This window comes from Streptomyces sp. NPDC045021 (genome assembly GCF_056432645.1).
Genome location: NZ_JBWKIQ010000026.1, coordinates 36,070 through 57,325, shown reverse-complemented (window position 1 = coordinate 57,325; position 21,256 = coordinate 36,070). Strand labels below are relative to the sequence as shown.

The 21,256-nt window shown below is 69.7% G+C and carries 17 protein-coding genes and 1 pseudogene; 6 read left to right on the top strand and 12 right to left on the bottom strand.

Going from position 1 to position 21,256, the window contains the following annotated elements:
* Positions 1 to 130: 130 nt before the first annotated feature.
* The 3 genes and pseudogenes from AC07DC_RS40750 to AC07DC_RS40740 all read left to right on the top strand — a co-directional run.
* Positions 131 to 259 (top strand): annotated as a pseudogene (locus tag AC07DC_RS40750) (ammonia-dependent NAD(+) synthetase); the annotation flags it as partial.
* Positions 260 to 495: 236 nt separating this feature from the next.
* Positions 496 to 1,080 carry a SigE family RNA polymerase sigma factor gene (locus AC07DC_RS40745; protein ID WP_478919981.1) on the top strand — a complete coding sequence of 195 codons (585 nt, stop codon included), beginning with the start codon at positions 496 to 498 and terminating at the stop codon, positions 1,078 to 1,080.
* Positions 1,077 to 1,820 (top strand): hypothetical protein, encoded by a 744-nt coding sequence (locus AC07DC_RS40740; protein WP_478919980.1) that lies wholly within the window; start codon positions 1,077 to 1,079, stop codon positions 1,818 to 1,820. Before AC07DC_RS40745 ends, AC07DC_RS40740 begins: the two co-directional genes overlap by 4 nt.
* 327 nt (positions 1,821 to 2,147) lie before the next feature.
* Here the strand turns inward: AC07DC_RS40740 and AC07DC_RS40735 are convergent, their stop codons facing one another.
* Complete coding sequence (locus AC07DC_RS40735) at positions 2,148 to 4,226, bottom strand: tetratricopeptide repeat protein (RefSeq protein ID WP_478919978.1); 2,079 nt, start codon at positions 4,224 to 4,226, stop codon at positions 2,148 to 2,150.
* A gap of 6 nt (positions 4,227 to 4,232) precedes the next feature.
* Positions 4,233 to 5,459 carry a hypothetical protein gene (locus tag AC07DC_RS40730; protein WP_478919976.1) on the bottom strand — a complete coding sequence of 409 codons (1,227 nt, stop codon included), beginning with the start codon at positions 5,457 to 5,459 and terminating at the stop codon, positions 4,233 to 4,235.
* Between the two features lie 993 nt (positions 5,460 to 6,452).
* Here AC07DC_RS40730 and AC07DC_RS40725 point away from each other — a divergent pair.
* Entirely contained in the window at positions 6,453 to 7,016 is a 564-nt protein-coding gene (locus AC07DC_RS40725; RefSeq protein WP_478919975.1) for a GNAT family N-acetyltransferase, read from the top strand.
* A 75-nt stretch (positions 7,017 to 7,091) separates the two neighbouring features.
* Here AC07DC_RS40725 and AC07DC_RS40720 read toward each other — a convergent pair whose 3' ends face one another.
* Together AC07DC_RS40720 and AC07DC_RS40715 are read right to left on the bottom strand one after the other, a co-directional pair.
* Positions 7,092 to 8,267, bottom strand: a complete 1,176-nt coding sequence (locus AC07DC_RS40720) for a low temperature requirement protein A (RefSeq protein ID WP_478919973.1) — start codon at positions 8,265 to 8,267, stop codon at positions 7,092 to 7,094.
* A gap of 129 nt (positions 8,268 to 8,396) precedes the next feature.
* Positions 8,397 to 9,095 carry a 2-phosphosulfolactate phosphatase gene (locus AC07DC_RS40715; RefSeq protein ID WP_478919972.1) on the bottom strand — a complete coding sequence of 233 codons (699 nt, stop codon included), beginning with the start codon at positions 9,093 to 9,095 and terminating at the stop codon, positions 8,397 to 8,399.
* Between the two features lie 401 nt (positions 9,096 to 9,496).
* On the opposite strand from AC07DC_RS40715, the gene AC07DC_RS40710 reads away from it, so the two are divergent.
* A complete protein-coding gene (locus AC07DC_RS40710; RefSeq protein ID WP_478919970.1) occupies positions 9,497 to 11,293 on the top strand; it encodes a serine/threonine-protein kinase in 1,797 nt (598 codons plus the stop codon).
* A gap of 65 nt (positions 11,294 to 11,358) precedes the next feature.
* On the opposite strand, the gene AC07DC_RS40705 is transcribed toward AC07DC_RS40710, so the two are convergent.
* The gene (locus AC07DC_RS40705; RefSeq protein WP_478919968.1) at positions 11,359 to 12,240 is read right to left on the bottom strand and encodes an MmyB family transcriptional regulator; all 882 of its coding nucleotides are present in this window, start codon (positions 12,238 to 12,240) and stop codon (positions 11,359 to 11,361) included.
* Positions 12,241 to 12,407: 167 nt separating this feature from the next.
* Between AC07DC_RS40705 and AC07DC_RS40700 the strand changes: the two genes are divergently transcribed.
* On the top strand, positions 12,408 to 12,623 hold the full coding sequence (locus tag AC07DC_RS40700; protein ID WP_057602221.1) for a tautomerase family protein: 216 nt from the start codon (positions 12,408 to 12,410) through the stop codon (positions 12,621 to 12,623).
* Positions 12,624 to 12,909: 286 nt separating this feature from the next.
* Here the strand turns inward: AC07DC_RS40700 and AC07DC_RS40695 are convergent, their stop codons facing one another.
* From AC07DC_RS40695 to AC07DC_RS40665, 7 genes are read right to left on the bottom strand one after another with little or no spacing between them, the layout of a single operon-like run.
* Positions 12,910 to 14,133, bottom strand: coding sequence for an ATP-grasp domain-containing protein (locus AC07DC_RS40695; protein WP_478919967.1), 1,224 nt, complete (start codon positions 14,131 to 14,133; stop codon positions 12,910 to 12,912).
* Positions 14,134 to 14,158: 25 nt separating this feature from the next.
* Positions 14,159 to 15,418: an MFS transporter gene (locus AC07DC_RS40690; protein WP_478919966.1), complete on the bottom strand. Its 1,260-nt coding sequence runs from the start codon at positions 15,416 to 15,418 to the stop codon at positions 14,159 to 14,161.
* On the bottom strand, positions 15,418 to 16,323 hold the full coding sequence (locus AC07DC_RS40685) for a prephenate dehydrogenase dimerization domain-containing protein (RefSeq protein ID WP_478919964.1): 906 nt from the start codon (positions 16,321 to 16,323) through the stop codon (positions 15,418 to 15,420). The genes AC07DC_RS40690 and AC07DC_RS40685 overlap by 1 nt, the downstream gene beginning before the upstream one ends.
* Positions 16,320 to 18,461, bottom strand: a complete 2,142-nt coding sequence (gene pabB, locus AC07DC_RS40680; RefSeq protein WP_478919963.1) for an aminodeoxychorismate synthase component I — start codon at positions 18,459 to 18,461, stop codon at positions 16,320 to 16,322. The genes AC07DC_RS40685 and pabB overlap by 4 nt, the downstream gene beginning before the upstream one ends.
* Positions 18,449 to 18,778: a chorismate mutase family protein gene (locus AC07DC_RS40675; RefSeq protein WP_478919962.1), complete on the bottom strand. Its 330-nt coding sequence runs from the start codon at positions 18,776 to 18,778 to the stop codon at positions 18,449 to 18,451. Before AC07DC_RS40675 ends, pabB begins: the two co-directional genes overlap by 13 nt.
* Positions 18,775 to 19,689 carry a N5-glutamine methyltransferase family protein gene (locus AC07DC_RS40670; RefSeq protein ID WP_478919960.1) on the bottom strand — a complete coding sequence of 305 codons (915 nt, stop codon included), beginning with the start codon at positions 19,687 to 19,689 and terminating at the stop codon, positions 18,775 to 18,777. Before AC07DC_RS40670 ends, AC07DC_RS40675 begins: the two co-directional genes overlap by 4 nt.
* Entirely contained in the window at positions 19,682 to 21,142 is a 1,461-nt protein-coding gene (locus tag AC07DC_RS40665; protein WP_478919958.1) for an NAD(P)/FAD-dependent oxidoreductase, read from the bottom strand. Before AC07DC_RS40665 ends, AC07DC_RS40670 begins: the two co-directional genes overlap by 8 nt.
* Between the last annotated feature and the right edge of the window lie 114 nt (positions 21,143 to 21,256).

Sequence of the window (21,256 nt, the reverse complement as noted above, 5' to 3'; positions counted from 1 at the left end):
GACGGCACACCCGAAACCGGGGACATGAACGCACCCGAACGCAGCGCCGGACGCGACAACTGAAACCTCCCGCGCAAGGAGCGTCCGTGCCGTCGGCGGTGGATCCGCCCGATCACCGCCGTCACACCGTGATCTGGAAACGCTCGCCGAGGTCAAGGCCGATGAGAATGCGCTCGGGGTGACGTACGACGAGATCGACGACTTCCTGGAGGGCAAGCCGGTGAGCGACCGCGCCTTCGATTCGATGGTGGATCGGTAGCACGGCACCAATACAGAAGGCAGTTGCCGGTGACTCGCGCCCCAGTGGTGACCTCCTCCGGCAGCATCACCACCGGCATCAGGGCGACCGTGGGCCGACCGTAGCCCTGACCGCGAGACCGGAGCACGAGCGTGGGTTGTGGCCGGCGTGATCCGCAGCGAACCCCACGACGCGTTCTTTTGCGATCTGTGGTGACCGGGCAACCTTTTGCGGCGTCGGGGGACTCTAAGGGGGTCATGAGCATCTTCAACGTGAAAGCGCGCGGCACGGCGCCCCCCGGAGCTGCTGCGGACCCGGGCGAGGAGGTCGAGGGGATACCGGAGTTCGACATGCTCGCGGCGAGGCGGTGGCCGTCGCTCGTCCGGGCCGGCTATCTGCTGACCGGTGATGTCAGCGCGGCGCAGGATCTGGCACAGACCGCTCTGGCGTCCTGCTATGCCCATTGGGGCAAAGTGTCGCGGGCGCGGGACGTGGACGCCTATCTGCATCGTGTGCTGGTCAATGCGCATCGCACCCGGATGCGTCGGCGTCGCGTGCGGGAAGTGGCGTGGGACCGCCGTACCGAGGCGACTGCGGCCGCCTCGGTGGACTTCGCACCCGCCGCCGCGTGGCGGGTGACGGTCAACCAGGCGCTGGCGGCGCTTCCGCCGCGGCAGCGCGCGGTTCTGGTGCTGCGCTTCTGGTCGGACCTGACCGAAGCCCAGGTCGCCGCGGCGATGGGCTGCTCGGTGGGCACCGTGAAGAGCCAGACGTCCAAAGCACTGGCCAAGCTCCGGCTCGATCCCGCGTTGCAGCGCGACCTTTCGGAAGGACAGTCATGAACGACCGTACGAGTCTGGACGAGGCCGGTCTGAAAGCGGTGTTCGAGCGGCTGTCGCAGGAGAGTGAGGTGGGCCGGGTCCCGTTGGGAGCCATCGTGACGTCCGGCCGGCGGCAACGTCATACGCGGCGGGCGCTGTTGGGGCTCACCGCGGTAGCTGTTGCGACGGTGCTGGGGGGAGGCGGCTGGCTGGCGGCGCAGGCGAACTCCGCGGGCACCACGGCCACGCCGATGTCCCCACCGGCCGCTGCGACCTCGAAGGCCCCGCGCACGCCGAAGGATCCGCCCTTCCCGATCTTCCGAACCTTCCCCGAGCACTCAGGCAAGATCGCCGGCGTCCCTTGGACGCTGGGGTTGGTGCACGCCGGCGGCGGCACCTCCTGCACCGCGGTCGTGGCAGCGACCGGCTCGGATTCCGGCAAAGCCGGCATGTTCGGCTGCGACCAGCAGCCGGACAATTCGAGCGGCGTCAGCACCACCGGCTTCACGATTGACGCGCCGTCAGGCCACGGCTCTGTGGGGTGGGTGATCATCGGGCAGGTCAGTGCCAGCGTGAAGTCGGTGGACTGCATCTGGAAGGGCGTGCACTACAGCTCCCCGGCCTTCCGGCTCCCGGGCCTGGCCCAGACCTACTTCGCCTTGGGACTGCCGGGCACCCCAGGCACCCCAGGCACCGGCCACCCCTCCGAGATCAAACTGCGTGACGCCCAGGGCAAGGAAATCGGCACTGCTCCCTTCTGATCCGGCCACGTCCGAGGACACGCGTCCCGTCCTCCCGCCGGTGCGCCACGGCATGGACGGGGGTGTCCGCAGCTTCCGGTCCCACGGTCGCGGCGGTCAGCTCGGCCTTCAACGTATCTGCGGGAAGCGGGAAGCGGGAAGCGGGAAGCGGGAAGCGGGCAGCCCTGCACCGTGCCGCGGACGAGTGGTGCCCGGCCCGCTGAGCCGCTTCACCCACCGGGACACCCTCGTCCGCACTCGCGGCCACCTCCACATCGCCGCGGCCGCCAAGCAGCCGCCCAGCTGCTCGCCCACTGCCGTGCCTCCGCGCCTCGGGCTCACCAATCCTCACGTCAGGCAGTGCTCGCGCTGCTCCTGCAACTCCGTTACGTCCGCGCCCGGCAGGGTCAGTGCGTGGTCGAAGTCGGCCAGCGCCAGGTCTCGTTGGCCCTCGGCCTGGTAGGCGATGCCGCGGTTGAGCAGCACGTCCGGGTCGTCGCCGACCAGGCCCAGGGTGGTGGTGAGGTCCTGGACAGCGGCCTGGTAGCGGTCCTGCTGGTAGTGGACGACGGCGCGGTTGAGCAGGGCCGCCGGGTAGGCCGGGTCGAGGTCGACGGCCGAGTTGAGCGCCTCGAAGGCCTCGGCGAGCGCACCGCGTTGCAGCAGAATGGTGCCGCGCATGCACAGCAGTCGCGGGTCCGCGGGCCGCAGTTCGAGGCCGGCTGTCATGTCGGCCTCCGCCGTGTCGAACTCCTCGAGGTCGAGAAGGAGTTCGGCCCGGGCGAGCCGGGTGTCGACGTCGTCCGGCTCCATCTCCAGGACGTAGCCGAAGTCCGCCAGCGCACCCTCGGTGTCGCCGTTCTCGACTCGCGCCGTGCCGCGGTTGTAGAAGAGCTCGGGGAACGGCGGGGCCAGCTGTACGGCGCGGTCGTAGTCGGCCAGGGCGGCGACGAAGTCGCCACGCGATCGGTGGATCCGGGCCCGCTCGGAGAGGTAGTCGGTGTAGTAGGGGTCGAGGTCGACGAGCGTCGAGTAGTCGGCGAACGCCTCATCCAGTCGGCCCGTGGCCGTCAGCAGCCGCGCGCGGTTGTACAGCAACTGCGAGCGATGCAACTGCCACTGATTGTCTGTCAATTGCGCGTCCAGTCGGGCCATGCAGGACTCGACGAGTTCCAGGGCGCGCCCCAGGTTGCCCCGGTGCATCTCCACCAGCGCCAGGCCATTGTCGTGGAAGACGCTGAAGGTGAGCCGCTCGGCCGGGTCAGGCAGGATGCCGGCGATGGCGGCGGCGTTGTTCTGCCAGCGCAGCGCCTGGTTGTGGTCGCGCGGCCGGAGGAAGCGGGTGTGCAGCATCGCGATCGAGTAGCTGGTCATCATATGGACCTTGGGGTCCGGGAAGCGCTGGAGCAGGTCCAGGTAGAGCTCCATCGACTGGTCCAGCCGGTCGAGCGGGACGCAGGCGTGCGCCGCCTGCTGGGTGAAGTCCCAGAAGTCGTGCTGCTCGGCGTCCGGGTCCGTGACGGCCCGGCCGCGCAGGCCGAGGTCGACCACCATCGCCGAGAAGCCGACCTCGACGCAGTAGCGCTGGGCCGCCAGCAGGGCGAGCCGGCCGGCGCCCGACGGATCGCTGCCGTGCTCGCGGTGGTAGGCGAGGGCGCCGACCCGGACGCCCCACCCCGGGGACGCGTCCTCCAGCTCCTGTGCGCGCCGGTCGTGCAGCCGCGCGCGCAGTGCCGGCTCCGTCCGCTGGTAGGCGAGCATCTCGTCGGGGTCGCTGCCCGTGCCGTCGCCGGACACGTATGCCTCGGCCGATTTGGCCGACCCGGCTTCGTCACGCGGGGTTGCGGATCCGGGCGGCGGCGCCGCGGCCTCGGTGCGCTCGGTGCAGCGGTCCAGCACCCGCGCCAGCTCGTCGGGCAGCTCGCCCTCCGCTCCACGGACCACCACCTGCAGCTGCCGCGGGTCGGCGCGGCGCACCAGCAGGGCGATGAACTCCTGCGTGGTCGGCTCCGCCTCCGCCACCTCGTCGAAGACCAGGCAGAGGGCCGGCTCGCCGCTGGACTGCATACGGCGGGCGTATTCGAGCAGGAAGGTGACGATGCCCTGGCTCATGCAGCGGATCATCCCGGCGCCGAAGAACCGGGTACGTTCCTTGACGGAGGACTCGTTCGCCAGGGTGCGCGGGGCCGGCCCGATCAATTCGGCCAACTCCGGTATGCCGTAGAGCAGTTCCACCCGGTGGTGTTCCACCAGTTCGGGCCACTGACGGACCGCCGAGGGAAGCACGGCCCGCAGTACGGTGTCCACTCCGGTGTACGGACCGCGCAGCCGCCGGTGGCAGCGGGCCACGACGGCGTGCTCCTCGGTACCGGCGTACCCGGGCCGGGCTGCCGGGCTGCCGCCCATGATCCTGCGATGACCGGCCATGTCAGTTCACCCTTCGCTCGGGGAGGTCGTGGACAAGGAGTGGGACCGCGGCGCCGAGGCCGCCCCGTACGAGGCGCGGCGCTTGCGCCGGGAGAGCACGATCAGCGCGACGACCTGGGCCACGTTCATACCCAGTGACAGCAGTGAGTCCCAGAAGTGCGGATCGACGTGCCCGGAGCCGATGCCCTCGCCGGCGATGCGGAAGTAGCTGACGGTGACCGGGATACTGGCGAAGACCGTGATGGTGGCCAGCACGCAGAAGCCGAGCAGGATGAACGGCCCGTAGAAGGTGCCGACCCGGCGGTCCTGTTCGGTCCACTGCTCCTCGTCGGCCTGCCGTTCCGGGCGGCGCAGCAGGCGCCAGATCCGGTTCTTCAGCAGCGCCTTGGCCGCGTCGTGCAGGTCGTAGCAGCGCAGCGCGGTGGCGAAGACGTAGTAGAGGTCGGTGCGCAGATAGAGCTGGAACTGCCAGCCGATCCGCATCACGACGGTGAACGCCAGCGCCAGGCAGACCCGGCCGGTCAGCGGGAAGCTGCCGTCGGCGTGCCGGCCGGCCGACGCGATCAGTCCGAGTACTCCCAGCACCACGGCGTCGCAGACCATCCCGGCCAGGAACGGCAGGTAGCGCTTGCGGCGTTGCACGCTCATCAGGCCGTTGGTCTGCGTCTCGGCCACGATGTAGGTGAGCCGGTTGCTCAGTCGCAGCTTGGTCGGCAGGCCCAGGCGCCGGCCGGCGAGAATATGGAAGCCCTCGTGGGCGAGCAGCAGCGGTATCTGCCCGAAGGTGATCACGAGTTGGACCGCGAGCAGCGACTTGACGAAGAAGATCTGCGAGGGGGCGGGCCGCAGTTCGCCGTGCTGGGCGACGGCCACCAGCCAGCCGGCCACGACGGCCAGGTAGCAGAGCCAGGCCACCGGCGAGAAGGCCGCGCGGCCCAGCCGGCGGAAGCGGACTTCGGTGGCGGGTTCCGCTGGTTCTGCGGCGTCCTCGCGGACGAAGCCCAGGTCGTTGAGTGTGGCCACGAAGTCCTCGACGTCGACCGGCTCGTCGAAGGTCCGCTCGTACCAGTCGGCGGCCTCGTCCAGTGGCAGGCCCTCGGAGAGCTGCCGCAGCAACTCGGCGCCGTCGGCGGGGAAGACCGCGTAGGTGCCGGTGTCCAGTCGGCCGACCACGACCCCGTCACCCTCGGGGACAAAACTCAACTCGTACACCGCAAGGGTGGATCCGCTCACATCGCTCCCCAGTATCGGCCGGATCCGGCGTACCCGGGCGCACCGGTGATCCGGCGCGCCCGGGCGGGACGTACCGCGCTACCGTTACGCGTTGGCGCTGTACGGGCACTGGCAAGCGGCCGACGTCAGGCGGATGTCGCCGGTGCGGCGGACGGTGATCTTCTTGGTGGCCTTGAGAGCGGTGGTCGACTTCATGGTGAACCTCCCGGCTTGATGGCTGCCCCGGCCGGCGGCCGGGCGGGACTCAACATCCCCGGTCGGATCAGGTGCGTCAAGACATCCGCGATCAGCTCAGATAGCTCGGTTGGCGCCCGATACCTCCCTTCCATCCATCTGAGCTGCCGCATTCTCTTTCCGGATTCGTGGCTGGAGCTCGCGGTGGCCGAGAATATGGCTCAGACCCTACGGGTGCTCCCCGCCGTGGGTCGGCAGCCGATAGATCGCCGGCTCTGCATGCGAGGCGACTGCAACGCCCCCGGGGCCGGACTCGACGGCGGCAACCGCCCGGCGCCGGGCGACAGGCAATACGACCCGATCGTCAAATACTGCAAGGCCAACAACTGCGACGGCCCACAGCGCAAGTCGACAAAGAATGATCCATGCACTCTGAGGCGGAGGCCGGGAGGCGGTGGCGGCCATCATTCCACTTCGATCTGTAGCAGCTACGTCCTCGCATTCCGGTTGCCCAACCGGTGAGCCCTGGATACCCACCAGGCTCCGGACCGCCATCTCACGGGGAATGACTGGGAGTGGATTGCAGGTGGCTGTGTCAGTTCTTGAGGGAGTCGTTTTTGTCGATGAATTCGGGAGGCGCTCCGGGTTCGCGCTGGTGATCGATGTCCATGAGTTCTGATGTCACCCGCGGCGGTGAGTGGTGCTGCCCGAGGCCGCCCGTTGGGGCATGGTGAGAGCCGGTGTGTCCCGGCAGTGCCTGTTCCTGAAGGTCAACGGCTTGGCCCGGTGACGCACCGTTGGACCGCATAGGATCCCCGGATGCCTGTCAGCACTTACCTCGTTCAGGGGCCACGCGTGGCCATTCGCCGTGTCTGTCATCAGGATTATGAGGAGCTCACGGCTCTGGGGCGAGAGAGTTCTGAGATGCTCCAGCGGTGGCTGTCGACTCGGGAGTCCACCCTGGAGGCCTTTGAGAGTTACCTCCAACGGTTCGAGCAGCCCACGCATGAGGGCTTTGTCATCTGCTTGCGGGAGACGGGCGCGATTGTTGGGGGCGCCAACATCAACAACATCGTCCGGGGCACGATCCAGAGCGGAACCTTGGGCTATACGGCCTACGCTTCCACGACCGGTCGCGGCTATATGACCGAGGGTCTGGGACTCGTCCTGCAGTTTGCCTTCGGCCAGTTGGCGTTGCATCGACTCGAAGCGAATATCCAGCCGGAGAACACGCAATCGTTGCGCCTGATCAAGCGTCTCGGCTTCCGGCGGGAGGGCTACTCGTCCGGGTTTCAGTACATCAACGGAGCCTGGAGAGATCACGAACGCTGGGCCGTCACCGTCGAGATGACCCACGCTGAGAGCGTGGCTTCCGAGGCGTAGGTGTGGTGTCCGCGCGTGTGGCCGGGCCGCGTCAGCTTGCATGCTGCTGATCATCCCGGCTGCCCTGCTCGCCTCTCATCGCGTGGGGGAGTCGCCAGGCTCCCGTACCTGGGGTGCCGGCCCCCCTCCCACCCCAGTTCTGCCGACCTGCCCGGTCTCCCACACGACGAGTGCGAGCAGCACCACGGCGGCTGTCGCGAGCGCGACGGCGCCGCTGTTCCAGAGTGCGGCGGGGGTGACGAGCGCCGCGACGGCGAGCACTGCGGTGAGCCGGGGTCGGGTCCAGTTGCCCGCCAGCGTGCGGTGGAAGCAGGCGAGTCCGACCAGGTAGAGGCAGATGCCGAGGGGCAGTAGCAGAGCCGCGAGGTGGTGGGAGGAGTGGTGGAACTCGTCGATGGCCTTCTCCATCCCGACCGCCGCGACCGCGATGCCGAGGATGATCAGGTAGTAGGCGTAGCCGAAGGAGTAGACGGCGACGCGGGGCCGGCGATGCGCCGGGACTCGGTCCAGCCGTGCTTCGCTCTCTCGTTCCTCGCGGTCGAAGTAGAGCCACCACATCTCGGCGCTCAGTACCAGAGCCAGGAGAGCGCCGACGATGGAGGTGGTCACGTTGGTGTCTCGCGATGTAGCCGCGCCGACCTCGGCGATCGACTCGCCGAGGACGATGATCACTGCCAGTCCATGGCGTTCCACGAAGTGCCCGGCACCGACCGCGAACTTGCCGACCCCGGTGACCAGGGGCGTCATCACCTCCATCGCGGCGGCCAGCGTCCAGAGCCACAACCGTGCGTGCGGCGGGACGAGCCCGGCGGCCAGCACCACCAGGGCGCTGGCCAGGTTCAGCGGTCCGACGCGGAGGATGCCGCTGTGCCCCGAGGTGCCGATGAATCCGATCAGGTGGACCGTGACGACCAGGAGGTAGCTGGCACCGAAGATCAGCGCCCAGGGCCCCGTTCCGGCGGCTTTCGGTACGACCATCGACATCAGGAAGAACCCCGCCGTCCCGGTCAGGAGGAGCAGGCGGGGGCCGGTACGGTCCAGATCGAGCGCGTTGGTCAGCCAGGCGTAGCCGGAGTACATCCACCAGATGATCACCAGGAGCACGGCCACGCGTCTCAGGCTGAGCAGCGTGGGTGCGGCGGCGAGGATGGAGGCGACCTGGGTGATGGTGAAGACGAAGACCAGGTCGAAGAAGAGTTCCAGCGGTCGAACGGCGTCCGCGGCGTCCGGGACGGCTCTCTCATCGGTCACGGTCGGATTGTCCCAGCACGGTGCCGAAGCACCGACAGGTCAGATCACAGCCGCGTGTTGTGGACCGGAACGGTGCAGCCGCCCTTGTCGGGTGAGGTCTGTTGCCTGAAAGTCCAAGGTTCCAGCAGGTCAGCGGATATTGGACGGGATGTCAGGCACCGCAACGGGACGGAGCACCGTCAGCGACTCTTCCTGGCGAGCCATCATCGCAAAGGGGAACCTGTCGATTTCCAAGCAGAGATCGACGTCGTCCGGGTGGTATCCGCTCCGCAGCCCACCGGCAAGATCGGCCGCGGCACGAGAAGTCCTCGCGCGGTGAAGATACGGGGCCGCCTCGACATCGCCTCCGGCCATGCATTGAGCGATGTATTCGGCGCAGGCCAGGTCCTCGTCGGCCTGGCCTCCCTCGCCGGTGACAACGAACGTCACCGGACCGGACTCCTTGCTCTGCAGGAACCGTGCGGTCGGGCCGGCCACGACGAAGCTCGCGCACAAGACCAGGGGTGCGTTCGCGACGGCCAGGGCGCCCACGGTTCCTGCCGTCGTCTTCTGCACCAGCGTGCGGCCGGCGAAATCGCATGACCTGAGCAAGCCGGGTGAGTTCACCGCGTCGAAGCCCGCTGCTGGAGCTCCGTCCTTCAAAGCCAGCCAACCCGAGTGGCTCTCCTTCAAGGCGAGCGCCTCACTCTGCGTGGAGGCCAGGACGATCCTCTCGACGCCGCGTGAGAAGGCCCAGGCAGCCACGGTGAAGGCGCGCATGACGTCGATGACGACAGCAATGCGGGGAACGCCGGTCAACTCGGGGATGCCAACGAAGTGATGATCCATCGCACCATTCTGACGTCACTGGATCATCCGATGGGCGCAATTGATTCGGCTGCCGTCGGGGTGACGGTCAGTGATTGCGAGAGAACCAACGGCGTCGGGAAGACCACCTGTCATCACGTCTGGCCGTGCCCCTGGGGCAACCAGCGCCTGTGTGCCCTGCGGCCCGTGCGGCCGGGCTCCAGTCGGAGGGCTCCAGGCCGGCCTGTTCCGCAGTGCAGTTTTTTCCACCGCTGCGCCTGCTGCTGACGTCTGCGCCTCTGGCCGACCGTCCGGGAGCCGGAGCCGAGAACCGTCCTGGCCGTCCCGCGCGTCCTCTCCTTCACCGGGTACATCAACAGTGTCTATTCTCAGGTGAGTTACGCCGATGACCAGGCGAGAAGAACCGGGGGAGTCACGCCATCATGAGCGGTACGAACGGGGACGGACACGACGAGCGGGACGATTACGTCGACGGGGGCATCAAACCGCTCGCGGTGAGCGACCCCGCGCGGATCGGCCCGTATCTGCTGCTCGGGCGGCTCGGCGCCGGTGGCATGGGGCGGGTGTTCCTCGCACGGTCGGACAGCGGGCGGACCGTCGCGGTGAAGGTCGTGCACGAAGAGCACGTGTCCGACGAGCAGTTCAGGGCGCGTTTCCGGCGGGAGATCGACGCGGCGCGCAGGGTCGGGGAGCAGTACACAGCACCGGTGCTCGACGCGGATCCGGACGACGAGCCGCCGTGGGTCGCCACTGGGTACGTTCCCGGGCTCTCGCTCGAACAGGTCGTACGGCGGCACGGGCCGTTGCCGACCGCGTCCCTGCACGCCCTCGCCTTCGGGCTGCTGAAGGCGCTCAAGGACATTCACGACGCCGGGATCGTGCACCGCGACCTGAAGCCGTCCAACGTGATGCTCACCGTGGACGGCACGAAGGTGATCGACTTCGGGATCGCGCGGGCGCTCGAAACGTCCGTCGACTCCTTGCTGACCAGTACGGGGATGGTCGTCGGCTCTCCGGGGTTCATGTCGCCGGAGCAGGTGCGCGGGCAGCGCGCCGGGGTGAAGAGCGATGTGTTCACCCTCGGGTGCGTGCTGATGTATGCGGTCAGCGGGAAGCTGCCGTTCGGGCAGGGGGCCAGTAATCAGCACGCCGTGATGTTCCAGATAGTCGAGGGCGAACCGGATCTGACGGGCGTCGAGGATGCGTCGTTGCGGGCGCTCATCGCCCGGTGTCTGATCAAGGACCCCGGCCAACGGCCCAGCGTCGACGAGCTGCTGGACGCTCCCGAGCGGACGCGTCCCCTCATCACGCTCGGTACCTGGTTGCCTGCCGCCGTGGTCGCGCACCTCGCGCAGCAGTCCGCGCGGCTGCTCGACGCCGAGGCGGCGCCGCTTCGGGAGGAGCCCGTGGACCGGGCGACCGTCGGGCTGCGGCCGCAGGCGGCCGGGGGTCCCGACGTCATGGCGGCCGCAGGAGGCGTCACGACGGGGGAGCGCGAACGACGGCCCCGTCGGCGCAGCACGCTCATCGTGCTGCCCATCGTCGCCGTTATCACCGTGGGTGGCGGCACGGCCGCACTGCTGCACACCTTCGACAGCGGGGGCGGGGCCGGAGCGGAGGCCAAGTTGCCGACCAGTAGCGTGAGCGCTGTTCCTGCGGGTAGCAACGCACCCGGCACGGCCGGTAGTTCGCCCTCCACAGCACAGGGCGCCACGGGTGGGCAGAACGTCCAGGGGGGCACGGGGAGTTCGGCGCCGCCGGGTAGTGGTGGCAGCAATGGTCCAGCCGCCGGCGGCAGCGGGTCCGGCGGCGGGTCCGGCCCCTCGGGCTCAGGGGGCGGAGCTCCCTCCGGTTCGACCACCAGGCCGCCCGCCACCTCGCCGACCACCAAACCCGCCACCACGCCCGCCGGCTCCCGGCCGCCCGCCATGACGAGCTACAAGGTCGTGTACAACAATTCCTGCGTCGGCGCGTGCAACATGCCGCTCACGGTGTCCTGGTCGGCGGTCTCCCGAGCGACCCGGTACGACATCCACTACACCAACAAGGGCAGCAATTTCACCACGAAGAACGTCGACACCATCTTCTCCACCGGCGGCACCCAGTACGTGATCAACGGCCCGTTCTCCGGTGACGAGATCTGCGTCGCGGTGCGTGCGGCCAACCAGTACGGCGCCTCCGCCTGGGCGCAGACCTGGTGCGGCACCGTGCCCTACTAGGATCTGTTGGGAAAGCGCTGGTCAAAGCCATTCGTTGGGGGCCGCGACCAGCACGGTCGCCGCTCTCAGCCGGCGTGGACGCCGTCGTCGGTGCGGGAGGCGCCCTCGGTCGCCGCCATGTCCTGCGTGCCGATGACGCCGAGCAGCTCAAGCTGAGCGGCGCCCTGGGTACCGGGCGGGGCCGTGAACCACAACAGGCGCTGGCAGCCGTCCTCGCTGAACAGACTGTGGCAGTCCAACTCGATGACGCCCAGCGTGGGGTGCACGATGCGCTTGTGATCGGTGCGGCGCAGACCGACGTCGTGGGTGTCCCACAAGGCAGCGAACTCCGGGCTGCGCCGCCGTAGTGCGGCCGTCATTGCGGCGACCTCGGGGTCGCGGCTCCGGCGGGCGGCGACTGCCTGCAGATCGGCGACGAAGACCCGTGAGTGGTGCGGATGGTCCTCGGGCGGGTAGACCGCTCGGGCGGCCGGATCGGTGAACCAGCGGTACGCGAAGCCGGTGGCGGGGCCGCGCGCTTCCGGAGCCCGGCCGAGCAGTGCCGCGGCCGGCTGGTTCTGGACGAGGGTCTCGTGCAGGTCGGTGATGACCTGGGCCGGGGTGGTGGTCAGCCGGTCCAGCAGCCCGAGCAGGGCGGGCTGGACATGCCGTGCGCTCGGCCCGGATGCGGGCAGCGGCCGGTCGGCGAGATGGAACAGGTGGTCGCGCTGGTCGCCGCCCAGCCGCAGCGCCCGGGCCAGGGCGGCCAGTGTCTGGGACGAGGGCTGGGCGCCGCGTCCGCGCTCCAGCTCGGTGTAGTAGTCGGCCGACAGGCCCGCCAGTTGCGCAACCTCCTCGCGCCGCAGGCCGGGCACCCGGCGCCGGGGCCCGGTGGGCAGGCCGACGTCGGCCGGTCGGATCCGATCACGCCGGGATCTGAGGAACGCCGCAAGCTCGGGAAGGTTCACCCGCTCATCGTCGCCTCTCCGGCGGGGTCCGAGCCAGGGGCTGCTGACCCCTGGGTGGGCTCAGCCCTGGCCAGCGCAGGTGACTGGGACGGATGGTTGCCCCATCGGGGTCGGCCTCCTGCTCGTTGTGAGCAGCTCCGGCGCCCCCCGCACGAAGAGAGAGCACCATGCCATTCGCGAACTTCAAGGTGCCCGCCGGCGCCCTCACCGCAGAGCAGAAGGAGCAGATCATCACGCGCACCACCGACCTGTACGCCGAGATCTTCGGCGACCGCGCCCGGGCCACCACCCTCGTACTGGTCGAAGAGGTCGCCGACGCCGGATGGGGTATCGGCGGCGGTGTCCTGACGCTTGCCAAGATCCGGCAGACGCCGCAGGAGTGACGGCGCTGCGGGCGGTCGCCGCCCGCAGCGCGGCCGCATTCGTCGCCTTGTGGAGGGCGGAGCGGAACGCGCGGAGGCCGCAGCCACGGCGCAGTACCGCGTCCCGGCGCGCATGCCCTCGCCGATACCACGCATCCACTCCCTGACTCCGGACCATCCGGTGGCTCCGGACAGCGACACGGACGCGCGACCATTGCCTTGCTGATCGCCGGGGAACCACCCGGGTCCAAGCGAAGATCTCCCGGACCCGACGGCCCGGCACATCCTTTAGAGGGCGGGGAGGATGTCAAGAGGAGGTGATGACGGTGATCTTGTCGGCCACCCGGTCGCACAGTGCCACCGCGGCCTCCGTGTCGGCGGCGGTGACCAGTACCTGCCCTACCCGGTCCCAGCTCGCCTTGAGCTGGTGGACGGTGTCCCCGATGCCGACGGCCATCGTCACATCAAGGACGCCGTCGATCTGCCGGGCCTCCTCCACCCCCCGGATCCCGACGACCTTCCCCGGCTCGCTGACCAGGAAGCGGGTGGCCGCGGCCGCGCGCGCCGGCGGGCGGCCCTCCAGTGGTTCCTGGAGGCCGCACAGCCAGGCGATGGAGTACGTTTCCAGGTCGATGTCGTAGGCGGCGCGGACGAGTTCGGAGATCCGGTCGCCGCCGGTGCGATCGTGCGACTCGATGACCCGCGGACCGGAAGAGGAGAGCTTGACCTCGGTGTGTGTCGCCCCCTGCCGTACCTCCATCGCGTCGAGGAAGCCGGTGACGCAGGCGACGACCGCGGCCTCGATGCCGGGCTCCAGCCGGGCCGGCAGGGCGTGTCCCAGCTCGATGAACTCGGCCTGGGTGCGTTTCTCGGTGATGGCGATGACGACATGCCGGCCGTCGAACGTCAATGACTCGACGCTGTACTCCGGCCCGTCGAGGTACTCCTCGATGAGCATCCGGTCGACGGGGAAGAAGTCCGCGAACTGGTGGTCCGCGCCGTCGCGCAGCCAGCCGATGACGCGCCAGGCCACCGCGACGTCCTCCGCGGTGTCCACCCGAACCACGCCGAGGCTGGCGGTGGCGTCGGTCGGCTTCACGATGAACGGATAGCCGTGTTCTTCGCCGAATGCGGCGAGGCTTTCGCGTCCCTCGACCTGCGCCGCGGCGACCGCCCCGACGCCTGAGGCCGCCAGTCGTTCGCGCATGGCCCATTTGTCCCGGAGCAGCCGGCTGACCTTGGCGGGATTGCCCTTGAAGCCGAAGAGTTCGTTGATGAGGCCGACCGGCTCCAGCGCGGGTTCGAGGGTGGAGTACGCGGCCACGAATCCGTAGGTGTCCTGCGCGGCGGTCACCATGGGCCGCAGCAGTGACCAGTCGGTGTAGTCCAGCAGCAGGGCGTCGTCGAACCAGGAGGTCTCGCCCTCGCCGAGATAGCGGGGCTTTTGCAGATAGATCACGCGGAGCCCCAACGCCTTGGCCTTGCGCAGCACATCGGGGCGTCCGCCGACGACCAGCACGCTCGGGGACATGCCGTTCCTCCTGGTTGATGGACGATCAGGTCGACTGCAGGATGTCCGCCGGGGCGCTCCCCGGGTTCTGCGGCGGCGCCGGATCCGGGCGGGTGCGCTGCGCCCAGCGGACCGCCGGGATCATGGCGAGGCTGGCCGCGACGAACAGCAGCCCGAGCACGCCCCAGCCCGCGGGCCCGCCGTAGACGAGGAGTGCGGTCAGCACGATGGGGCCGAGGATCTCGGCGCCGGTCATGCCGATGCCGAAAAAGCCTTGGTACTGTCCGTGTTTGCCGTCGGGAGCCAGCCCGAAGCTGATCTCCCAGGTGCCGGCGGACTGCATCATTTCGCCGGCCGTGATCAGGCCGTACGCCAGCAGCATCACACCGCCGGCGACCCACGCCGAGTCCCCGGCCGCGGACAGGGCGAACACCAGGCAGCCCGCGAGCAGTACGACGCCGGACCGGACAACGAAGCGGGTGGCGCCCGCCAGATCCCTGACGCCGCGCGCGACCCGCACCTGCAGCAGCACCACGGCCGCCGTGTTCAGCACGAACATGAGCGAGACCAGCCAGGTGGGCCCAGCGGTGTGCCGGACGATCCACAGGGGCAGGGCCACGTCGATGAGCGGTCCGTGGAGCACCAGCACCAGGTTGAGCAGGGTGATCACGGCGTAGGGGCGGTCGCGCAACACCGCCAACTGGGCCTCTCCCTCGACGGCCGGCTCGGGTGGGACGGTAGGGAGCCGCGCGAGGACGGTGCAGCACACGAAGAAGAACACAGCGTTCGCCGCGAAGGCGGTGAGGTAGGCGGTGCGGGTGTCGACCAGCAGCGCCAGCCCGCCCAGCGCGGCGCCCAACGACAACCCCGCGTTGTACGTGGACTTCATGTGCGCGCGGGTCTCGATGAGCTTGTCCTTGTCCACGAGCCCGGCCAGTAGGGCCTGTTGGGCCGCAGCCCCGCCGTGCTGGCAGATCGCATAGAGGCACGCCGCGAGAATGAACAGCGGGAGGGAGCGCACGAACAGATAGGAGCCGACGGCGACACCGGCTCCCGCGAACAACAGCACGGCGGTGCCGCGCGGGCCGCGGCGGTCGGCGAGATGACCGAGCGGGACCCCCGCGATCATCCCGATGGTCCATGCCACCGACAGGCCCAGCCCGAACTCGGCCGGCGACAGGCCCACGACACGCGTGAAGTACATCGCCGCGCAGACGTAGTAGAGGCCGTCGCCGGTACGGGCAGCGAGCTGGGCGAGCGCGAGGGTGCGGGGTGGTCCCGGCGGCGGGACGAGGGTGTCCAGCATCAGATCTCTCCCGGTTCTGCGGGCTCTGCGAGGGCGGGCAGGCGGGCGAAGACGTCCGCGCACACCTGCTGGCAGTCCTTGGACCGGGAACCGAGGGTCCGCTGGACGGAGCGCAGCAGATCCGCGAACTCCCGCTCCCCGTCAGGATGCTGGACGACGCTCGAGATCCGGTCCATGGCCGCGGCGAGGGCCGTGCGGGCGTGCGCCGCTTGGGGATTGGCCGCCTGGACGTCCCAGTACACCTCCGGTGTTCCCGCGGCGATGCGGGCGAGCAGAGCCAGCAGCAGGGCGTGCGGGGGCGGTGCGAGTTCGACGAGCGTGTCGATGTCCACGCCGAGCCCGGGCAGGGCGAGGCCGAACGACAGGACGGCTGCGTGGGTGAGGGCCTGGGAGGCCGCCGCGATGCGGTCGTGCTCCTCGGCCGTGACGCGCACCAGGCGGCCGCCCGTGTCGCTGACCAGCGCGAGCAGAGCCTCCCCGCGGGGGCCTGCCCGGTGGACGACGCCGGCGACCGGCCGTCCCGGCAGGCCCAGGGACGGTGCGAACATCGGGTTCAGGCCCGCGGACTCCAGGTGCGGTGCCCGGCTGCGTACCGCGGCGGAGAACGGCGACTTGACCGACAGGGTCTCCGCCAGCAGCGCGTCGGGGCGCAGCAGGGCCGAGCTCGCGGTGATCGCGGAGATCGCCACGCGCTCGGGCACGGCGAGCAGCAGCAGATCGGTGTCGCGCAGCTCCGCGGCGAGCCGGGGACCGGGCGCGGTGATGTCGCCGCCGTCCGCGGTGACCGGGTCGACGACGCGCACATCCGCGCCAGCCCGGGCGAGCAGGTCGGCGAACATCCTGCCGACCTCGCCCGCGCCGCCGGCGACAAGGCACCGGCGCAGCGGCCGGGCGGAGGGACTCACGCCGACCGTTCGTGCTCGGCCGGCCCCGTGTCGGGCAGGAGGTGTTCACCAGGGGCCCCGGGGACGAAGTGCACCCCGGGCCGGCCGGCTGCAGCTGCGATGGCGGCCATCATGGCGCGGGATTTCACCATCGTCTCCTCGAACTCGTCGTCCGGGTCGGACAAGGAGACGATCGCGCCGCCGACTCCGAAGCTGATCCGGCCGTCCGCGGCGACCAGGGTGCGGATGACGATGCTCAGATCGGCTGCACCGCTGAGCGAGAACCAGCCAAGCGCGCCGGAGTAGATGCCGCGCGGTCCCTCCTCCAGCCGGTCGATGATCTCCATGGTGCGGATCTTGGGCGCGCCGGTCATCGAACCGCCGGGGAAGGAGGCCCGGACGCAGTCCACCGCCGACCTGTCCGGCCGCAGTGTGCCGCGGATGGTGGAGACGAGCTGGTGCACCTGGGCGAAGCTCTCCACGGCGAATAGTTTCGGCACATGGACCGAGCCGATCTCGCAGACGGTGTTGAGGTCGTTGCGCACGAGGTCCACGATCATGAGGTTCTCGGCCCGGTCCTTCTCCTGGCCCAGCAGGTCCGCCCGTAGCGCCCGGTCCTGCTCGGGGTCGGTGCCGCGTGGCCGGGTGCCCTTGATGGGCTTGGACTCGGCGATCCGGTCAGTGCCGATCCGCAGGAACCGCTCCGGGGAGGCACTGAGCACCGCGAGCCCGGGGAAGTCCAGCAGTGCCCCGTACGGCACGGGACTGATGCGGCGAAGCTGAGTGTAGGTGTCCAGCACGTCCAGGCGGCCGTCGACGGTGGCGGTGTTGGTGAGGCAGATCTCGTACGACTCGCCGTTGCGGATCTCCTCCAGGCAGTCCGCGATCCGGGTCAGGTAGCCGTCGCGGTCATGGCGCAGCGAGACGGACGGTGCCGGGCCGACGGGCGCCCTGGCGGCCTGGGGGAGTGAGGTGGGCAGCGCGCGGATCCGGGTCGTCATGGTGTCGAACCATGAGGTTGTCACGGCGCTCGCCGTGCTCGTGGCAGCGGCGCTGCCGGAGTCCAGTGCGAGCAGATAGCTGGTGCGCTCGGCGTGGTCGAGCACCAACGCGCGGTCGGCGAACAGCAGTGCCGCATCGGGGGTGTGGGCCGGATGCGCCGGGGCGCCCCCGGTCTGCGCCTTGAGTTCGTAGCCGAGACTGCCGACGTAACCGAGGTTGAACTCGAACGGCAGGCCGTCCGGGACGGGCGCGGCGCGCCGCCGCAGTTGCTCGTCGAGGTACTCGAAGAAGGGCTGCCGGACCTGTTCGGGCTCCTGGCCCCGCCGGTGGACTGTCGCGGCGGCATCGGCGACGGAGTAGGTGACATACTCGGCCAGCGGCCCGCTGCCGTTGCCCATGACGGAGAAGCGGGAGACGCCTTCGGTGACGGCGCTGCTGTCCAGCCAGAAACTGGGCGGCGCATCGGCGAACAGCTCGCGATATGCGGTCGGCGCGTCCGGCACGAAGGGCAGTGCGCGCACCCGCACCCGGTGGGCGGGCCGGGCGCCGGAGGCGGTGACGGCGGCGGTGGCGCCACTCTGCTTCAACTCGCGGGTGATATCACGGAAGTTGGCGAGCAGTTCCCGCCCGTAGGTGCTGGAGATCGACTCGGGGTGGAACTGCACTCCCCACAGCGGAGCCTCGCGGTGTCTTACGCCCATGAGGACGCCGTCCTCCGTTCTGGCGAGTTCCTCCAGGTAGGGTGAGAGGCGGGTGACGGTCAGGGAGTGGTACCGGACGACCGTGAACGGCGAGGGAATCCCGCGGAAGATGTCCTGGCCGGAGTGGTGCACCTCGCTGGTGCGGCCGTGCATGGGCTCGGGCGCGTGCCCCACCTCACCGCCGAAGAGGTGGCAGATGCCCTGGTGCCCCAGGCACACGCCGAGCACGGGCAGCCCGCTCTCGCGGATCGCCCTGGCGCTGATCCCGAAGTCGGCGTCCCGGTCGGGGCTGCCGGGTCCGGGCGAGATGACGATGTTGTCGAACTCGTGGAACGGGACGTCCTGCCAGGGCGTGTCGTTGCGCAGGACCGTGGGCGGGCGGCCGTTCACCTCGCCGAGCAGTTGGTAGAGGTTGTAGGTGAAGGAATCGTAGTTGTCGACAATCAGTGTGTGCATATCTGGTCAGACTCTCCCGCGATCACCAGGTCCTCGACCCGGCACGTCTCGGCGATGATGAGGTCGTAGAACTGGCGGATGAAGCCGGGGTCGAGACCGTGCTCGGCGGCGAACCGGGCGGCGCGGGCGTGTACGACGCCGATACGGTGCGGCTGCATCATCGGCACATCGTGCTCGCGCTTGTGCTCCGCGATACGTACGCAGATGCCGATCCGGGTGTGCAGGACGTCGAGCAACTGGCTGTCGACACCGTCGAGTTCATCGCGGAGACCTTCGAGCTCGTCGGAAGGGGCCGGGCTGTGACCGAGTCGGTTCACCACGGCTGCTCCCTTCGTGCCGAGGCGTACAGCGGACGCCCGTCGTGGTCGAGGTGGTCCTTGACGTCGGTGAACAGACCGCTGGAGCGCAGCAGTCCGGGCACGGTGTCGCCGTGGAAGTGCCCGTGCTCCACGACCAGGTGGCCGCCGGGCTTCAGCAGTCGGGCCGCGAGGGACACGATGTGCCGGATGACGTGCAGACCGTCCTTGCCGCTGAAGATCGCCTGGCGCGGGTGGTGTTCCCCGTACTCCGGGAGCAACGTGGTGCCTTCGGGCACGAACGGCGGGTTGGCGGTGATCAGGTCCACGGTGCCGTCGAGTTCGGTGAGCAGCGCGGGATCGGTGACATCGCCGGCGTGCACCCGTACCGGCGTGTCGCCGGAGTCGGCGCAGCGGGCCGCGTTGTACCAGGCCCAGATCAGGGCGAGGCGGTCGAGTTCGACGGCGTGCACCTGCGCGTCGCCGCGGGCGTGCGCGAGGGCGAGCGCGATCGCCCCGCAGCCGGCGCACAGATCGGTGACGATCGGCTGCTCGACGTCCTGTATCAGCTGCAGAGCGTGGGCCACCACATGTTCACTGTGCGGGCGCGGTACGAAGACGCCGGGGGCGAGGTGGACCTCGATGCCGGCGAGGGCGACCCGCCCGGTGAGGTGCCCGAGCGGGATGCGCGCGGCCCGCTCCGCAATCAGCTTGCCCAGCACGGCGGCCTGTTGACCGGTAACGGTGGCCGGTTCCCGCTGCCCGCCCGGCGACCGCTTCCCGGGGACCTCGAGGACATGCGTCACCAGTGCCTCCGCGTCGCCGCGCGGGTCCGGCACCCCGGCGCGCTTGAGGACGTACTCGGCCTCGTCGGTGAGTGCGGCCGCCGAGAGGGCCGTACTCACCGTGGCCGTGGTGCTGGACTCAGCCATCGGCCCGGCTCCTGCCGTAGTACGCGCGCAGCGATGCGATGAGGTCGGGCCGCAGTCGGGAGGCGGCCAGCAGCTCCGGCGGCGGGGTGAACTCCGGGTCCAGCTCCTCGGCGAACTGGGTGTAGCCCTTCCGGAGGTAGTCCTCGATGATGTAAGGCCACTCGATGGGGACGTCCCAGTCGTACTCGTAGCCGGTGGCGAGCATGTGCGTGACCGCGGTGTCGATGCTCTCCTCCCGGGTCAGGGCCTGGATGGGACGGCGGATGGGCCGGAACATGTCCAGTTCGAGCTGGCCTTCCTCGCCGAGGATGCGGCGGGTCAGCTCCTCGGCGAGCAGTGGGGACTGGTGCAGGCCGTCACGGTAGGTCCCGGTCAGCAGCCACAGCCCCTCGGGCCCGGCGCGGCCGATGAGAGGGAAGCCGTCCAGCGGGATCGGGCGGTTGCCGACCTGGATGCGTTCGAGACCGCTCTCCGACAGGTCGCGGCGCACCTGGTGGGTGGCGCAGCCGAGCAGGAACAGCACATCGCTGAGGAGCGGAGTGGTGCGCGGCACGGTGGAGATGATGTTCGTCGCACCGACGTACACCTGGCCCGGGCCGCGGGGGACGACATGCAGGCCGCACGCGAAGGCGCGGTTGGGGGTGCGGATGACCGAGTCGGGCGTGCTGCCGTCCTCGGTGTCCACCAGGGCCGAGACGCCGTAGCCGCTGACCATGCGCGGGATACGGGCGGCGAGGTCGGGCAGGCTGTCCAGCACGGTCTGGGTGGCGGCGCCGGCGGCGAGTACGGTCTGGCCGGCGGAGAGTACATCGCCGGAGGCGAGTTCGACGCCGGTGATCCGGTCGCCGTCCTGGCGCAGGCTGGTGACGTGGTCGGCGACCACGGTGCCGCCGAGCCGTACGAACGCCTCCTGGAGCCGCTCAAGCAGCACATGCGCGTTCACGGCGTGCTCGTTGGGCAGGTACATCGCCAGGTGTGAGCGCGAGTGGGGCTCGGGGTCCATCCAGGCGATGTCCTTGGGCGAGACGTCCTGGTACTTCTCGCCGTACTCGTCCATCGCGGTGCGCATGGCTTCGTAGTTGTCGTCGTCGATCTTCGGTGTGCCGATGGCGTTGAGGATGACGAAGGTGCCGTCGGCCGTGCGGATGTCGTTCTCGGTGGCGGTGTCCTCCGCGAGCTGTTCCAGCCAGCCGGCCCACAGTTTGGTGGCCTTGACGTCCAGATCGAGCTTGTGGCGGCTGAAGGAGCTCTTCAGGACGGTCGTGGTGACCTCGCCGAAGCAGCCGAGCATCGCGCCCGCCGCGACGGACGCGGCGGCGGGCCGGTGCGGCTCGCCCACGGCTGCCACGCGCTGTCCTCGGCGCGTCAGCGTCAGCGCGAGGGAGAGCCCGATCGCCCCGTTCCCGACGACGACGACGTCGTAGGTCTGTGTGCCCGGTGTGCTGCCAGCCATCGTGGTGCCCCTCTTCCAGGATCCAGGTGTCGCTACCGGTCGGCACAGGGTGCGCAGCGAACCTCGGGAACGGTGGGACGATCACTCAAAGGTCAATCCAGTCGAGGGCAGGCC

Bases quoted from the DNA above. Each gene is read 5' to 3' on its own strand.
- AC07DC_RS40745 (WP_478919981.1), top strand. From the start codon at position 496: ATGAGCATCTTCAACGTGAAAGCGCGCGGCACGGCGCCCCCCGGAGCT.
- AC07DC_RS40740 (WP_478919980.1), top strand. From the start codon at position 1,077: ATGAACGACCGTACGAGTCTGGACGAGGCCGGTCTGAAAGCGGTGTTC.
- AC07DC_RS40735 (WP_478919978.1), bottom strand. From the start codon at position 4,226: ATGGCCGGTCATCGCAGGATCATGGGCGGCAGCCCGGCAGCCCGGCCC.
- AC07DC_RS40725 (WP_478919975.1), top strand. From the start codon at position 6,453: ATGCCTGTCAGCACTTACCTCGTTCAGGGGCCACGCGTGGCCATTCGC.
- AC07DC_RS40715 (WP_478919972.1), bottom strand. From the start codon at position 9,095: ATGGATCATCACTTCGTTGGCATCCCCGAGTTGACCGGCGTTCCCCGC.
- AC07DC_RS40710 (WP_478919970.1), top strand. From the start codon at position 9,497: ATGAGCGGTACGAACGGGGACGGACACGACGAGCGGGACGATTACGTC.
- AC07DC_RS40700 (WP_057602221.1), top strand. From the start codon at position 12,408: ATGCCATTCGCGAACTTCAAGGTGCCCGCCGGCGCCCTCACCGCAGAG.
- AC07DC_RS40695 (WP_478919967.1), bottom strand. From the start codon at position 14,133: ATGTCCCCGAGCGTGCTGGTCGTCGGCGGACGCCCCGATGTGCTGCGC.
- AC07DC_RS40690 (WP_478919966.1), bottom strand. From the start codon at position 15,418: ATGCTGGACACCCTCGTCCCGCCGCCGGGACCACCCCGCACCCTCGCG.
- pabB (WP_478919963.1), bottom strand. From the start codon at position 18,461: ATGCACACACTGATTGTCGACAACTACGATTCCTTCACCTACAACCTC.
- AC07DC_RS40670 (WP_478919960.1), bottom strand. From the start codon at position 19,689: ATGGCTGAGTCCAGCACCACGGCCACGGTGAGTACGGCCCTCTCGGCG.
- AC07DC_RS40665 (WP_478919958.1), bottom strand. From the start codon at position 21,142: ATGGCTGGCAGCACACCGGGCACACAGACCTACGACGTCGTCGTCGTC.